This is a genomic window from Luxibacter massiliensis, assembly GCF_900604355.1.
GTDB classification, from domain to species: Bacteria; Bacillota; Clostridia; order Lachnospirales; family Lachnospiraceae; genus Luxibacter; species Luxibacter massiliensis.
In genome coordinates this window covers 1,347,722-1,362,638 of record NZ_UWOE01000001.1, presented here as the reverse complement: position 1 = coordinate 1,362,638, position 14,917 = coordinate 1,347,722, and the positions used below count along the sequence as shown (strand labels likewise).

Annotated in this window: 14 protein-coding genes; 11 read left to right on the top strand and 3 right to left on the bottom strand. The window is 36.0% G+C overall.

Annotation, left to right across the window (positions count from 1 at the left end):
- Positions 1-20: 20 nt before the first annotated feature.
- The 7 genes from EFA47_RS06280 to EFA47_RS06250 are packed head-to-tail and all read left to right on the top strand — an operon-like array spanning position 21 to position 9,130.
- Positions 21-1,805 (top strand): thiamine pyrophosphate-binding protein, encoded by a 1,785-nt coding sequence (locus EFA47_RS06280; RefSeq protein ID WP_122642490.1) that lies wholly within the window; start codon positions 21-23, stop codon positions 1,803-1,805.
- Between the two features lie 9 nt (positions 1,806-1,814).
- Positions 1,815-3,155, top strand: a complete 1,341-nt coding sequence (locus EFA47_RS06275) for a polysaccharide pyruvyl transferase family protein (RefSeq protein ID WP_122642489.1) — start codon at positions 1,815-1,817, stop codon at positions 3,153-3,155.
- Complete coding sequence (locus EFA47_RS06270; protein ID WP_122642488.1) at positions 3,152-4,111, top strand: glycosyltransferase family 2 protein; 960 nt, start codon at positions 3,152-3,154, stop codon at positions 4,109-4,111. The genes EFA47_RS06275 and EFA47_RS06270 overlap by 4 nt, the downstream gene beginning before the upstream one ends.
- Before the next feature lie 10 nt (positions 4,112-4,121).
- A complete protein-coding gene (locus EFA47_RS06265) occupies positions 4,122-6,128 on the top strand; it encodes a hypothetical protein (protein WP_122642487.1) in 2,007 nt (668 codons plus the stop codon).
- 38 nt (positions 6,129-6,166) lie between these two features.
- Positions 6,167-6,841: a GNAT family N-acetyltransferase gene (locus EFA47_RS06260; RefSeq protein ID WP_122642486.1), complete on the top strand. Its 675-nt coding sequence runs from the start codon at positions 6,167-6,169 to the stop codon at positions 6,839-6,841.
- Positions 6,834-7,985, top strand: coding sequence for a pyridoxal phosphate-dependent aminotransferase (locus EFA47_RS06255; RefSeq protein ID WP_122642485.1), 1,152 nt, complete (start codon positions 6,834-6,836; stop codon positions 7,983-7,985). The genes EFA47_RS06260 and EFA47_RS06255 overlap by 8 nt, the downstream gene beginning before the upstream one ends.
- Before the next feature lie 20 nt (positions 7,986-8,005).
- A complete protein-coding gene (locus EFA47_RS06250; protein WP_122642484.1) occupies positions 8,006-9,130 on the top strand; it encodes a DegT/DnrJ/EryC1/StrS family aminotransferase in 1,125 nt (374 codons plus the stop codon).
- A 118-nt stretch (positions 9,131-9,248) separates the two neighbouring features.
- On the opposite strand, the gene EFA47_RS06245 is transcribed toward EFA47_RS06250, so the two are convergent.
- From EFA47_RS06245 to EFA47_RS06235, 3 genes are all read right to left on the bottom strand, one after another.
- Complete coding sequence (locus tag EFA47_RS06245; protein WP_122642483.1) at positions 9,249-9,539, bottom strand: type II toxin-antitoxin system YafQ family toxin; 291 nt, start codon at positions 9,537-9,539, stop codon at positions 9,249-9,251.
- The gene (locus EFA47_RS06240) at positions 9,536-9,814 is read right to left on the bottom strand and encodes a type II toxin-antitoxin system RelB/DinJ family antitoxin (RefSeq protein WP_122642482.1); all 279 of its coding nucleotides are present in this window, start codon (positions 9,812-9,814) and stop codon (positions 9,536-9,538) included. The genes EFA47_RS06245 and EFA47_RS06240 overlap by 4 nt, the downstream gene beginning before the upstream one ends.
- Before the next feature lie 213 nt (positions 9,815-10,027).
- On the bottom strand, positions 10,028-10,963 hold the full coding sequence (locus EFA47_RS06235; RefSeq protein ID WP_122642481.1) for a site-specific integrase: 936 nt from the start codon (positions 10,961-10,963) through the stop codon (positions 10,028-10,030).
- Between the two features lie 66 nt (positions 10,964-11,029).
- On the opposite strand from EFA47_RS06235, the gene EFA47_RS06230 reads away from it, so the two are divergent.
- The 4 genes from EFA47_RS06230 to EFA47_RS06215 are packed head-to-tail and all read left to right on the top strand — an operon-like array spanning position 11,030 to position 14,916.
- On the top strand, positions 11,030-11,365 hold the full coding sequence (locus tag EFA47_RS06230) for a Rossmann-fold NAD(P)-binding domain-containing protein (protein WP_122642480.1): 336 nt from the start codon (positions 11,030-11,032) through the stop codon (positions 11,363-11,365).
- Positions 11,366-11,376: 11 nt separating this feature from the next.
- Positions 11,377-12,714: a lipopolysaccharide biosynthesis protein RfbH gene (rfbH, locus tag EFA47_RS06225; RefSeq protein ID WP_122642479.1), complete on the top strand. Its 1,338-nt coding sequence runs from the start codon at positions 11,377-11,379 to the stop codon at positions 12,712-12,714.
- A gap of 49 nt (positions 12,715-12,763) precedes the next feature.
- The gene (locus EFA47_RS06220) at positions 12,764-13,744 is read left to right on the top strand and encodes an NAD-dependent 4,6-dehydratase LegB (protein ID WP_122644430.1); all 981 of its coding nucleotides are present in this window, start codon (positions 12,764-12,766) and stop codon (positions 13,742-13,744) included.
- A gap of 11 nt (positions 13,745-13,755) precedes the next feature.
- The gene (locus EFA47_RS06215) at positions 13,756-14,916 is read left to right on the top strand and encodes a LegC family aminotransferase (protein ID WP_122642478.1); all 1,161 of its coding nucleotides are present in this window, start codon (positions 13,756-13,758) and stop codon (positions 14,914-14,916) included.
- Position 14,917 lies beyond the last annotated feature (1 nt).

Here is a 14,917-nt window from a genome sequence, read left to right as displayed (position 1 = left end):
CACGAAAGGAAAAACTAATAATGAAAAAAAAGTTATCTGATTTTATATGGGAATATATCGCAGATCTTGGCGTTAAACACGTTTTTATGTTTCCTGGCGGAGGCGCCATGCACTTGGTAGATTCCATTGGGCATACAGAAAATCTTGCATATATAACCCTTCTCCATGAACAGGCATGTTCCTTTGCGGCGGAAACATATGCCAGAATATCTGATAATATTGGAGCCGCCTTAGTTACAACCGGTCCTGGAGGAACAAATGCTGTTACAGGATGTGCGGCGGCATGGTTGGAAAGCACTCCTGTGATATTCATATCAGGACAGGCAAAAACTGCTGATCTAAAAGGAACCAGCGGAGTCCGTCAGAAAGGGAACCAGGAAATAGGAATTGTAGATATTGTCGCTTCGATCACAAAATATGCTGTTACCGTTCTGGATCCAGATGAAATTAAATACCATCTTGATAAGGCGCTATATTTAGCGAAAGAAGGACGGCCGGGACCAGTTTGGCTGGACATTCCTCTTGACGTTCAGGCGTCTATGCTTGAAACTGAGAGTTTAAAAAGCTATAGGCCAAATGAGAGCACAGATAATCCAAAGGAATTGGAAATGCAGCTTGCGGAAGTAGCTTCTATGTTAAAAATGGCAAAAAGGCCTGTTATGATAGCAGGACAAGGGATTGAACGTGGAAAGGGCCGACAAATATTTAAAGAGTTAGTTGAATATTTGAACATTCCAGTTCTTACTAGCTGGATAGCTGTTGAATTGTTACCCTTTGTTCATCCATGTAATATGGGAAAGCCAGGCATGGTTGCCGCTAGATATTCAAATTATACTATGCAAAACGCAGACTTCATATTAGCTGTAGGGACGCGTCTTGATCCAGCTATGATAGGTTATAATCCTAAAGACTTTGCGCCAAAAGCAAAAAAAGTTATTATTGATATCGATCCAGCGGAATTAAACAAATTCGAATTTGATGTGGATTTAAAAATTCAGTCTGACGCGGCTCTTTTTATTCATAAACTTCTCAATATGTTAAAACAAGATTCCGTTCGTCTTCAGGCGGAAGAATGGATGCATATTTGTCAGGAATGGAAAAGAAAATATCCTCTGCTTTTACCTGAATATGATCAGGAAACAGAATATGTGAATCCATATATTTTTGTAAACGCATTATCAGAGATGGCTGGGGAGACTGATGTATTAATTCCTGGTAGTTCAGGCGCTGGAATAGATGTATTTTGGCTTTGTTTAAAAAATAAATCTAAACAAAGGATGTTAGCAACAGGTTCTCTAGGGTCAATGGGATATGGCCTTCCTGCTGCAATTGGGGCATGTCTGGCATCCGGCCAAAGAACAATCTGCATAGAGGGTGATGGGAGTATTCAGTTGAATATTCAGGAATTTGCAAGCATTAAAGGTATGAATCTTCCTATTAAAATTTTTATCCTTGATAATAGCGGTTATCTTTCTATTATGAACATGCAGAGAGCTCACTTTGAAGGACGTTATGTCGGATCCAATACAGATAGTCATTTATATCTGCCCGATATTTTAAAAGTAGCAGAGGGGTATGGTATTCCAATTTTTGAAATACGTAATCATAAAAATATTCAAAGCCATATAGAGAGAGTATTAAATGAGGACGGTCCGGCTCTTTGTCGGGTGTGTATGGCAGACGATATAGTAATCCAGCCAAAGGTAGTGTCAAGGGTAAGCGAAACTGGATCCATGGAATCTGGAGGACTAATAGATTTATGGCCTTTTCTGCCAGAAGAGGAACTGAAAAAAAATATTCTTTAGGAGACAGCGATGAAGTTTGGAAGATTAAATTTTGATAAATTCATTTATGATGCGTATGTGGCGGAAAATTCTGAGAGAGTCACAATTAATGTGGGAGATGCAATGCAGATGCTTTCTATAAATAGGTTATTTAAAGAAATGTGTATACCTGAAGAACAAATAATAGATATAAGTCTGCATGAATTGGAAACTTACCAAGGTGAATATCTTATTCTGCCAATAAATTGGTTAGTTAGCAATAATACGACAGGCCATAATAAATTATTTAATGTCTCAAATGATATAATTCCTATATATTTAGGGATTTCGATTTCTGATCTTAATCTCGCCCCTAGGCATTTAGAGAATCTTAAAAAAAATGAACCTATTGGATGCAGAGATGAGCGCACCTTAAAATATTTGCGTAAAAATGGTATTACAAGCTACTTAAGCGGTTGTATGGCCACACTTTATACTGATGAATTAACTAATGCAATTTCTTCCGAAAAACATATTTTTTTTGTGGATGTTCCTAAAAGTATTAAATCCTTTATACCTCAACAAATAATTCCCAAAATACGTTTTTTTTCACAAGAATTATACGCTTCCTTAACAGAAATTCCAAATGGATATTCACCTAGTGCATGGGTGCATTCGATCTTAAGGGAATATAAAGAACATGCGTCTCTCATTGTTACATCACGTTTTCATGGTGCAGTAATAGGACTCGCATTAGATATTCCTGTTATTATAACTTTAGAAAATTACACTTATAGATTTAGTTGGCTGAAAAAGTTGCTTCCTTTTTACACACCTGATACTTTTAATAAAATTGACTGGAATCCAAAATGTCAAAATTTCCAAGAACTAAAGCAAACTATGATGAAAGTAGCAATTAAACGTATTAGTGATTCTTATGAAAAATATGCAGATATATATAAATTAAGTAACTTTTTAGAAACTCGTCAATCAGAAGAAGAAAATGCTACTAATCAAACTCTTTATTATGAGTCTGCTATTAAATTTATTAAAAATAACTGGGATCCTAATATACCAATCGATTATGCATTTTGGGGAATCAATGTTAATACTGAATATATATATAATTATATAGGAAAAAATTATCCCATGGCAAAGTTAACTGCAGTCTATGACATGTTCAGAACTATTGATTATCATGGTATATTGTCTATTCCTCCAGATGAAATCAATCAGAAAACGGTTCCTTTTATTTTTGTTACTTCATATATTGCATCGATGTATGCAACAACATTTTTTAATAAAAATAATATTTCAAAAGAAAAATATTTTTTATGTGAGAGAGAATTTTTATGTGAAAATGATATTTTAAAATTGGAGGATTCTAAATGAAAAAGACTATCTGCATAAGCATCCCCTGCTACAATGAAGTGGAAAACGTTGTCCCTTTATGTGAAACAATTATAAAAATCTTCAAGGAAAACCTGGAACAATATGACTATATTATTCAATTAATAGATAATAAGTCTACAGATGGAACCCGTGATAAAATACAATATTTGTGTTCAAAGTATAAACAAATACGGGCAATATTTAATGTTAAAAATTTTCCAAGAGGTTCCGCTTTCCATGGATTAATGATGGCAGATGGTGATTGTACTATTTTTATGCCTTGTGATTTTCAGGGGCCTCCAGAATTGATTCCAGAATTTGTGAAAAAATGGGAGCAAGGGTACAAAATTGTATGTGGAATCAAAAAGGCAGCACAAGAATGTCACGTAATGTTTGGTATTAGAAAAATATATTATAAGTTAATCAAATTATGTGCCAAATTAGAAAATATTGAATACATTGAACAGTTTACTGGATTCGGCTTATATGATAAAGAATTTATGGACTTTATCAGAAAGTTGGGGGATCCTATGCCTTTTATGCGTTCTATCGTGGCCGAATATGGATATAAAATATGTTATGTGGACTTTGTACAACCCAAACGTAAAAAAGGAAGATCTAAAATCAATTTTTATGATTTATACGACTCCGCTATGCGGAGTTTTACGATGAATACCAAAGTAGGGGTGAGATTATCTGTTTTTGTGGGAATTCTATTTAGTACAGTTAGCTTTATTACAATTATATTGTCTTCAATTTTAGCTTTAAGACAAAATAAAAAAGTAAAAGATTCAAATGTTATTTTAGGTTCAGAATTATTTTTTGTGAGCGGCATCATCTTAACATTTTTGGGAATAATGGGAGAATATATTTTAGCTATTAATACTCGTGTTATGAAACATCCGTTTGTTATAGAAGAAAGACGAATAAATTTTGATAAAAATCAGTCTAAATAAAGGGGAGGACATGAGAAAATATAACTTGATTTTTAATTTGGGTGTTCCCATTATAGTACTTCTTCTACTTATTGCTACAATTGTTGGAAATTTTGGATATGAGTATTTAAGCGATATATTTTTATTGTCTGCCCTTGTGTATCTAGCCTTATTTTTTCTAAAAATGATTAATTTAAAGAAATTGAGTCTGCATATTTTAGGACAGCTTATCCTTATTTTTGGAGCATTGTTTGGAGTTACACTTTTACTGATTATTTTCAATCATGATAATTTAAAAATATATACTTCAATACCTTGCCTGGTTATTTTTGAATTTATTTTTGTTATTTCTTTGTATCTATTTATGCAAAAATATAATGTTAACGATTTTATGCATAAAATAATAAATCTATCCTATTTAAAGTATTATTTAATAGGCTTTGTTTTCATTTTATTAACGCTTTCACAGCTAAATAGTCTAGCAAAGGCTGATGCAGATTATTATCTAAAAGCCACTGAAAACGCAGTATTATGGAATTTTTCATTAGATTCAACTTTTTCATACCTACGATTGGGAAATCACGCTTCATATGGCTGCAGTATTTTTATGCTTTTAGGACATATTATTATGCCTTCCGACGGGATTGGCATACGTATAATTAATATATTAACTATTTTGATTACTGCTGCATTATTACCAAGTATAATGCGCTACTTTAATAGTAAGCTCAAAGAATACGAGTTATTTCTTTTAACAGTACTTTTTTTATTTTCTCCATTAGTATTTGGGTTAATTACAGAAATCAATGTTGATTTATATGCCATGTGCTTTTTTATTTGGGTTATACATGCTCATATTCATAAGCATAACTTGTTACTATTTGTTAATTGTATTCTAATGGTTTTTACTAAAGAAACAAATATTTTAATTCTATTTCTATATGGTCTGGCATTTTTAGTAGTAAACATTAAATACGATCGTTTTAGTCAAGTTAAAAGGGATAAAAGTATAATTATTATCTTAACCGCAGGTATTATTTGGTTGATTCTTACAGTCGGTATGGGACAGCTATGGAGCAGTGTTTCAGGAACTTCACTACAATATTCAGAAAATGGCAAACAGATCAATGTTTTTGGAATTAATTTTCCTTTAATTCTTTCAAAATTAAAGGAATTATTTGCTATAAACTATATGTGGATAATCACACTTGTAATTTTTTTGATAGGGACATATGTAGTTATTAATACTGTTACAAATAAAAATCATAGAAACGGACAGTTATTCCAAAAGCCAATTATATTTGCCGTAATATGTAGTTATGCTGGATTTTTATTTACAAATTTATTTTTTATCACATATGCATATTATAGATATATTCAACTGCAAATATTTTATTTAGTACTCTTATTAGCATATTTACTTAAATATGTTAACAAAAACAGCATAAAAATTCCTATGCTGATAGTATTTATTGTAACAACATTTTCAGCAAACTATTATACTTCTGACTTTATTACGCTCAAACTTTTCAAAACTATCAATGTAGGTAAAGGAAAAATTATAACAACACGTACCATCGCTCCCTTAGATAATTCAACAATTAGTATGGAACAAAAGATATTAGAAAACTATTATTTTCCCCAATCAATTATATATAACCGGCAATATCTATATCAGGAACAGTGTATAGAAAAGGGGATGAGAAAAATTAACTATTCGAAAGATGATTTAATTGTAATTTCACCAATAACCACTAACAGAACAATGTTTGAAATTACTGGACAAACTTCGAGTGAAGGAACGCAATTATTTTGGAATGAAAATAAGGGATTTATTACAAAAAAAGAGACTAATATTCCTATTACCTGGTTTGAATATAATGAGAACACGGATCTAGATTTTTCTAATTATGACTCTGTTTATTTATTCTCATTTCCTTATGGAGTAGGAGGAGACTATATTAATGAATTTTCTGATTATGAGAAAAATACTGTTAGTTCTAATATATGGGTATTAGATATTATTAAATTAAAATAAGTCAATAAATCAACTTTAAATCGTGAGGAGGAAAACAGATGTTATACAAAAATTTTATTAAAAACACATTCGATCATTATAAATGTAAGGAAAAATTCGATATCCTTCATCTTCTCCCCGTTTATAACAGTGAAGAAAAACTTATTGCTTATCTGCGTCCAATAACAGCTGATTATAGAGACACAATCAAAGATTGTGCAGAACTGATGGGGCGTTGGCGAGCTGAGAATCCCTCTATATCTGCTAGTACATTTGAAATAACTACTGAGCGGACGGAAAAATGGCTTGATAACTTAATTATTGGTAGGGATGATCGTTTGCTCTTTATGATTCAGACTTTGGACGGCAGATATCTTGGTCATGTAGGCTATTCTAATTTTAGGTATGAAGAAAAAACTGCTGAGATAGATTCCATTTTGAGGGGAATAAAGGATGAATATCCTGGTATTATGACGTTTGCTTTACGCACATTATTATGGTGGGGAAAAGAAGTTGCTCAACTGGAGCATATTGAACTTACAACTGGCCCTGATAATTTTAAAGCACAAGAGTTATACAAACGTTGTGGATTTATTATCAAAAAAAAGAAGGCCATGATTAAGGTTATAAAAGACGATGAAGTAAGATGGGATGACGCGCCAGATCCAGATATGCCGAATGCTGAAGCCTATTCCTTAGTAATGGAATATAAAGGAGAAATTTTTAATGAATAATCTGAGATTACAAAATTTGATGCAGTCAGAAATAAGAAATATGTCTATAGAATGTGACAAAGTAGATGGTATTAATTTATCACAGGGGATTTGTGACCTTCCTTTAACTAATGAAATAACGGAAGGAGTAACTGAAGCATTAAAATTGGGAATAAATCAATATACCCGGTATGACGGAATTAAAATAATCAGAGATGCAATCGCGTATAAGGCAAAGTGTTTTAACAATATCCAGGCTGACCCTGAGAAGAATATAACTGTTACATGTGGTGCTACAGGTGCTTTATATAGTGCCTGTCTTGCCCTGCTTAATCCTGGAGATGAGGTGCTGCTGTTCCAGCCATTTTATGGATATCATGAATACACCTTGCAGGCCGCGGATATTGTCCCAATTTACGTGAATCTTTCACCGCCATCATGGGAATTTAATTTAGATGAATTAGAGAAAGCAGTAACGAAAAAAACCAGAGGCATCATAATAAACACACCTGCAAACCCATGTGGAAAAGTGTTTTCAATGGATGAATTAATACGGCTGGGAGAATTTTGTATCAGGCATAATCTTTTGATTTTTACTGATGAAATATATGAATATATTACGTATGACTCCCATACTCATATTAGTCCCGGATCTATTGATATGCTTAAAGACAGGGTTATTACAATTTCTGGTTATTCAAAAACTTTCAGTATTACCGGTTGGCGCATAGGCTATAGTATTGCTCCAAAAGAGTATGCAGAGCTAATTGGAATAGCAAGTGATTTAGTTTATGTATGCGCGCCTGCACCACTTCAATATGCTGTAGGTAAAGCAATCAGTGAATTGACGGATACCTTTTATCTTGATTTAAAAGCTAAATTTATTGAAAAAAGAAATATTATTTGCAGTATATTAGATCAGTGTGGACTTTTTCCATATGTTCCTCAGGGAGCGTATTATGTTTTAGCTGATATCAGTAAATTAGAAGGAAAAAATAGCAAAGAGAAATGTATGTGGTTGTTAGAAAAGACTGGCATCGCTGTAGTTCCAGGCGAATCATTTTACCGTGGGAAAGGCGGTGAAAATTTGGCTAGATTTTGTTTTGCCAAAGAGGATGATGTTTTAAAAGAAGCAGCTAAAAGGCTGAAAACCTTATTTAAATAAAAGAAAAAGGAGAAAAGGAAATGAAATATTCAGAAAAAAAACTTGCCTTTGCAGGACCCTTGCTTTCCCCGAAAGAGGTTGCAATAGTCGCCCAAGCCGCATGTGATGGGTGGTATGAAACTTTTGATAAGTACATGAATGGTTTTACAGAAGAAGCGAAAAAGTATTTTGGTGTTAAATATGCAATTGGAACACACTGCTGTACTCAGGCTTTGCATTTGGCCTGCCTATCACTGGGACTTAAGGAAGGTGACGAAGTAATTGTACAAGATCACAGCTGGGTTGCTACAGCCTATGCTATTACTTACACTGGAGCTAAATGTGTATTTGTTGATATTGATCCTCAGACACTGTGCATAAGTCCGGAGGCAATTGAAAATGCTATTACTCCGGCAACAAAGGCAATTATGCTAGTGCACAATTTTGGCGTACCAGCAGATATGGATGAGATCATGGCAATTGCAAAAAAATACAATTTGAAGGTAATTGAAGATGCCGCCCCTGCTCTTGGTTCAGAATATAAAGGTAAAAAGTGCGGTTCCATTGGTGATATTGGATGTGTTAGTTTTCAAGGTGGAAAAATAGCTGTGGCAAGTGAAGGGGGATTATTCCTTACAAATGACGAATATCTATATGAACGCGCGGTTCATATCTCTTCTATGGGTAGAAATGATAGCATAGCGGCATTTTGGTCTGATGAAATAGGCTATCAGTATACAATAGGGAGTCTTCCTGCTGCTATTGCAACAGTACAGATACAGCGTGCAAATGAATTGGTTGCCAATAAACGCAGGATATACCAGCAATATGTGGAGAGACTGGCCGATCATCCATTAATTGACCATATGATAAAAGAAAAGCCAGATACATTTGCAAATTATACCTATCCCTCTTTATTTTTAAAGGATGAGGTAAAAATATCTACTCCTGAAATAATTGCAAAATTAAAGGAGTGTAATATACATGGACGTACAGGTTTCCCACCAATGAGTGAATTTCCTGTATATAAAGCCGATAAAAGATATAATAATGAAGTCGCTAATCGATTTTTTGAAAAAGGTATTGTATTGCCTGCGGCCCATAATATTACAGAAGATGACATACAGCTTATATGTGATAATTTTGTAGAACTAATCGAAAGTTAAATAGGGATAGATGTCTAGATCTTTGTCCGTCCCCTCGAAGTTCCTATTTATAGGTGAAAAAATCTGAGTATTAGGAAAGCCACCGTACAGAGAGTTCTGTTCGGTGGCTGATTCCATATTATTTACTAAATAAATCACTGTGGGTGCCAGTGCGTGCCAAAGTCAGGACAAGGACATCTTGTTCGATGCGGTAAATTAGCAGCCAGTCAGGGAGAATATGACATTCCCGGTGCCCCGTCCAGTTCCCGGACAAAGCATGGTCCCTATGCTTCTCAGGAAGCGGCTCACCCATTGCCAGGGAAGAAATCACATCCTCAAGCAGAGTTGTTTTCAATCCGCGCTTCATTGCCAACTTATAATCTTTTTTGAATTGTGTTGTGGTTTTAACAGTATATTTTGTTTTTCTCATTTCTTCAAATCTGCGAACAACTCGTCAAGATCGGTGTAGCCTTTGACGGATGTATCTTTCGCAATCCTCTCTGCCTCCAACATAGCGGCAATCGTTTCTTTGTTAGGCTGTTCCATTCTAATTTCAAAAGGAATGCCGCCTTCCCTGATGGACTGCCGGACAAAAACATTAAATGCTGTTGACAAATTCATTCCAAGTTCCGCAAACAAAGCATCTGCCTGAGCTTTTAAATCTGAATCCATACGAATACTAATGTTAGTTGTGGTTCTGGACATATACGTGCCTCCTTTCTTCTTATACATATAAGTATATGCTGTTTGCACGAAAAACACAATACTATGCACGAATAAATGATATTTTTTTAATGGGAACTTTATTTTACTATAATTCCCCTGAACCTTTTATAGTGCGCTATGTATATCCTGTAACACAGGGTATACCTTATCAAATGACTTTCTATGCAGTGATAATTTCTATTTTTAAAAGAACTAAATTAATTCCACACATCTTCTTTTATCCTCCATATGTGGATGTACGTATAAGTTTAATGTCAGATTTACAGAAGAATGGCCCAACAATTCACTTACTATCTTATAATCCGCGCCAGACTCTATACATCTGGTTGCAAAAGTATGGCGCAGGCCGTGAAAACGGATTTGTTCTATATTATGCTCCCGTAAAAATTTCTCATAATGCTTTCTATATAATCTGGGTTCTATATAGTTTCTATCTCCTGTCAGTAAATACACCTTTTTATTTTTAAAGGTTAATTTCTTAAACAGACTATATAGGGTTTGAGAAATAGGAATATCCCTGACAGCCTTATCGGATTTTGGTGATGTAATAGTAACCTTTGTCTTACCCTTTGTGGAATCCGATTTCAGATAGATCCTCTGCAACGTTTTATTAATTCTAATAAGCCGGTTATCTATATCGATATCTCCCCATTGCAAAGCACATAATTCTCCTATTCTTATACCTGTATATAATGAAACTGCATAACCCAATGTCTCATATTCTAAATTTCTTTTTATCACATTGAGCATATATTCCTGCTGCTTTTTGGATAAAACTGCTTTGCCCTCACTTTTTTTAATCGCTGGATATTCTATAGTCCTGATTTTTAAGTCAGAGTCATATCGTTCTTCATAATCTTTAATACACATTTTTACTATGATTGTCATATCTTTAATAGTCTTTAAGGAAAGTCCCCCGGTTTTATTCAGGCATCCCGTTTTAGACCATGCCAATACTGCATTTTGTATTACATTTGTTGTTATTTCATTCATTTCCATACCCTGGAACGCAGGAACTATGTGGTTCACCATTGCAATAAGATAATTTGCATAGGTCGATTCTTTCACGTAGTTCTTTTTGTAATCCAGCCATTCTTCTGCCCACTCTTCAAACATCATTTGTTCCATAGTACTTCTCTCCTCTTCTTTTTAGTATATTTTTCCATTCTATCACAACTTTTAGCTGCCTACTTAATGATTGCGCAAAAACAGTTTCAGGACAGTAAATTTTCGGGATTTTACAACGTCGGCCCGGATGACTGCGGCTGTGTCACCACAGGGGAGTTGGTGGATATGTTCTGCACTGCCTGGGGGGATGGACTGGCCTGGGAAAGCCGTTCTGACGGCGGTCCCCATGAAGCTGGGTTCTTGAAGCTGGACTGCTCAAAAATCAAGGGGCACTTAGGGTGGAGGCCGGCCTGGGACGTAAGGCAGGCAGTGGAAAACACTGTAGAGTGGTCTAAGGATTATATGGATGGAAAAGATATAGCTGCCTGTATAGATAGGCAGATTAACGAATTTACGAGCTAGGGGAGAACACAATGTTTAAAAATAAAACAGAACAGCAGGCAAAGGAAGAGATTCTTGGCCTGGTAAAAGAATATTGTGATACATTTCACAACGTAAAAAAAGAATTCAAAGAGGGCGACAGAATTTCATATGCGTCTAGAGTTTATGACAGTGCAGAGATGGTAAATCTGGTTGACAGTTCCCTGGAGTTCTGGCTAACCTCTGGAAGGTATACAGATTTATTTGAAAAGAAGCTCGGAGAATATCTTGGAGTAAAATACTGCTCTTTGGTAAATTCGGGTTCTTCCGCTAATTTAAATGCATTTATGGCTCTGACATCTCCGCTGCTGGGGGAAAGAAGAATCAAACGTGGTGATGAAGTAATTACTGTCGCTGCAGGATTTCCAACTACGGTGACACCAATGGTTCAGTATGGTGCAATTCCGGTGTTTGTAGATGTGACGATTCCCCAGTACAACATAGATGTAAGCAAGCTAGAAGAAGCTTATTCAGATAAAACAAAGGCAATAATGGTGGCCCATACGCTGGGGAATCCGTTTGACTTGGCAGCAGTAAAGGCGTTTTGTGAAAAACATAATCTGTGGCTGGTTGAGGATAATTGTGATGCATTGGGTTCCCAATATTTGATTGATGGTGAGGAAAGATTTACAGGAACTATCGGTGATATTGGAACCTCCAGCTTCTACCCGCCTCATCACATGACGATGGGCGAAGGTGGAGCGGTTTACACGGATAATGCACTTCTAAACAAATGTATCCGCTCTTTCCGTGACTGGGGAAGAGACTGTGTATGTGCAGCCGGTCAGGATAATCTCTGCCAGCATCGGTTTGACAAACAGTTTGGGGAGTTGCCATTGGGATACGACCATAAATATGTGTACTCCCATTTTGGATACAACTTAAAAGCGACAGACATGCAGGCATCTATCGGATGCGCACAGCTTGAGAAGTTCCCTGCATTTGTAGAGAGAAGAATCCACAATTTTAACCGCTTAAGAAGTGCACTTGGAGGAATGGAGGATAAACTGATTCTTCCTGAGGCATGTGTGAATTCCAGACCAAGCTGGTTTGGTTTCCTGATTACCTGTAAGAAAGGTGTGGACAGAAATGAGGTTGTGAAGTATGTGGAAAAACGCGGAGTACAGACTAGAATGCTGTTTGCAGGAAATCTGATTAAGCATCCTTGCTTTGATGAAATGAGAGTAACTGGAAAAGGCTTCCGAGTTGTCGGAAGCCTTTCTAACACAGACCGGATTATGAAAGATACCTTCTGGGTAGGGGTATATCCGGGAATGACGGATGAAATGATTGATTATATGGCAAAAACGATTAGAAATGCCGTGAAATAGTAATCTGCAGTATTATCAAAGGATACAGGATATGAGGAGAACGAATATGATTAAGAAAGTTTTAGTAACAGGAGCAGACGGCTTTATCGGAAGCCACTTAGTAGAAGAACTTGTAAAAGATGGTTATGATGTGAGGGCATTTGCACTGTACAACTCATTTAATACCTGGGGATGGCTTGATACACTCCCGCAAGAAACTTTGGATAAAATCGATGTGTTTACGGGTGATGTCAGAGATCCAAATGCAGTCAGAACAGCTATGGTAGATATGGATGCAGTACTACACCTGGCTGCACTTATTGCGATTCCTTTCAGCTATTATGCACCAGATACTTATGTTGATACAAATATTAAGGGAACACTGAATATACTGCAGGTTGCTAAAGATTTAAAAACAAAAAGAGTGCTGATAACATCTACATCCGAGGTGTATGGTACCGCACAGTATGTGCCAATCGATGAAAAACATCCTTATCAGGGACAGTCTCCATATTCTGCAACTAAAATAGGCGCAGACCGGATTGCAGAGTCATTTTACAGAAGTTTCAATCTGCCTGTGACTATCGTGCGTCCTTTTAACACATATGGACCGCGCCAATCTGCCCGTGCAGTGATCCCAACCATTATCACTCAGCTGCTTGCTGGAAAGACAGAAATCAAACTAGGTTCTCTGGAACCGACGAGGGATTTCAACTATGTCAAAGACACTGCAAGGGGATTTATTGAAATACTAAAATCAGATAAAACAATCGGTGAAGAAATCAATATTGCAACTCAATGTGAGATATCCATCGGGCAATTGGCAGAGGAGTTGATCCGTCAGATAAATCCGGAAGCCAAGATTATCTGTGACGAGCAAAGACTTCGTCCGAAAAAAAGCGAGGTAGAGAGACTTCTGGGAGCGAATGAGAAAATTAAACGCTTAACTGGCTGGGAACCACGATATACATTTGAGGAAGGACTTGCAGAGACAATTAAGTGGTTAAGGGACAATCTAGATAGATATAAAGTAGATATATACAATGTTTAGGAGATGAAAAGATGATTCCATTATCAGTTCCGAATTTTGAAGGAAATGAAGAAAAATATGTGCAGGATGCTGTCATCCAGGGATGGGTATCTACAGGCGGTGCTTATGTTGATAAATTTGAACAGGCTGTTGCCAAATACGCAAAGGTGCCGGGAGCTGTCGCATGTCAAAGTGGGACTGCCGCTTTACACCTTTCCCTGATTGAATGCGGTGTGGGCATGGATGATATGGTTATTGTTCCGACACTAACTTTTATAGCAGCGGTAAATCCTGTGATGTATGTACACGCAGAACCCATTTTTATGGATTGTGATGATAGTTTATGTATAGATCCTAAAAAACTGAGGAAGTTTTGCGAAACGGAATGCGAACTTACAGAAAGTGGACTAACTCATCTCTACACACACAAGAAAATAAAAGCGCTTATCGTTGTACATGTGTTTGGAAATCTAGCTGATATGGAAGAGATTATGTCTATTGCAGCAGAGTATAAGCTACAAGTCGTTGAAGATGCAACGGAAGCTTTAGGTTCCTACTATGAATCTGGTAGATTTAAAGGCAGTATGGCGGGAAGCATTGGAGACTTTGGAGCATATTCCTTTAATGGAAATAAGATTATTACAACTGGCGGGGGGGGGATGATTATTAGTCATAATAAAAAAGCTCTAGGTCATTTAAAGTATCTTTCCACGCAAGCAAAGGATGATGCCCATTTTTATATCCATGATGAAGTCGGATATAACTACCGTATGACTAATGTACAGGCCGCTTTGGGAATTGCACAGATGGAAGAATTGGAAGAATTTATTATAAGAAAAAATCAGAACTATGATTTGTACTGTGAGTTATTTAGAGGAAAAGCAGAATACAGCATTCTTCCATTTCGCACAGAAGTCCGCTCAAACAAGTGGTTTTACTCTCTTCTGTTAAATCCAGATTACTGTAAAGAGAACGTCCGAAGCTATATTGAGAAACTTCAGGTGGCGGGAGTCCAGACCCGTCCAATATGGGGACTGATTCATGAGCAGAAACCGTACAGGAAATATATAGCCTACGACATAATGAAAGCAAAATACTACAGTGATAGGATTATTAATATTCCTTGCAGTACAAATATTTCTAAAGAAGAGATTCATAAAGTATATGAAGAAATTTTAACAACAGTAAAGTAGG

Bases quoted from the DNA above. Each gene is read 5' to 3' on its own strand.
- EFA47_RS06280 (WP_122642490.1), top strand. From the start codon at position 21: ATGAAAAAAAAGTTATCTGATTTTATATGGGAATATATCGCAGATCTT.
- EFA47_RS06275 (WP_122642489.1), top strand. From the start codon at position 1,815: ATGAAGTTTGGAAGATTAAATTTTGATAAATTCATTTATGATGCGTAT.
- EFA47_RS06270 (WP_122642488.1), top strand. From the start codon at position 3,152: ATGAAAAAGACTATCTGCATAAGCATCCCCTGCTACAATGAAGTGGAA.
- EFA47_RS06265 (WP_122642487.1), top strand. From the start codon at position 4,122: ATGAGAAAATATAACTTGATTTTTAATTTGGGTGTTCCCATTATAGTA.
- EFA47_RS06260 (WP_122642486.1), top strand. From the start codon at position 6,167: ATGTTATACAAAAATTTTATTAAAAACACATTCGATCATTATAAATGT.
- EFA47_RS06255 (WP_122642485.1), top strand. From the start codon at position 6,834: ATGAATAATCTGAGATTACAAAATTTGATGCAGTCAGAAATAAGAAAT.
- EFA47_RS06250 (WP_122642484.1), top strand. From the start codon at position 8,006: ATGAAATATTCAGAAAAAAAACTTGCCTTTGCAGGACCCTTGCTTTCC.
- EFA47_RS06245 (WP_122642483.1), bottom strand. From the start codon at position 9,539: ATGAGAAAAACAAAATATACTGTTAAAACCACAACACAATTCAAAAAA.
- EFA47_RS06240 (WP_122642482.1), bottom strand. From the start codon at position 9,814: ATGTCCAGAACCACAACTAACATTAGTATTCGTATGGATTCAGATTTA.
- EFA47_RS06235 (WP_122642481.1), bottom strand. From the start codon at position 10,963: ATGGAACAAATGATGTTTGAAGAGTGGGCAGAAGAATGGCTGGATTAC.
- EFA47_RS06230 (WP_122642480.1), top strand. From the start codon at position 11,030: ATGATTGCGCAAAAACAGTTTCAGGACAGTAAATTTTCGGGATTTTAC.
- rfbH (WP_122642479.1), top strand. From the start codon at position 11,377: ATGTTTAAAAATAAAACAGAACAGCAGGCAAAGGAAGAGATTCTTGGC.
- EFA47_RS06215 (WP_122642478.1), top strand. From the start codon at position 13,756: ATGATTCCATTATCAGTTCCGAATTTTGAAGGAAATGAAGAAAAATAT.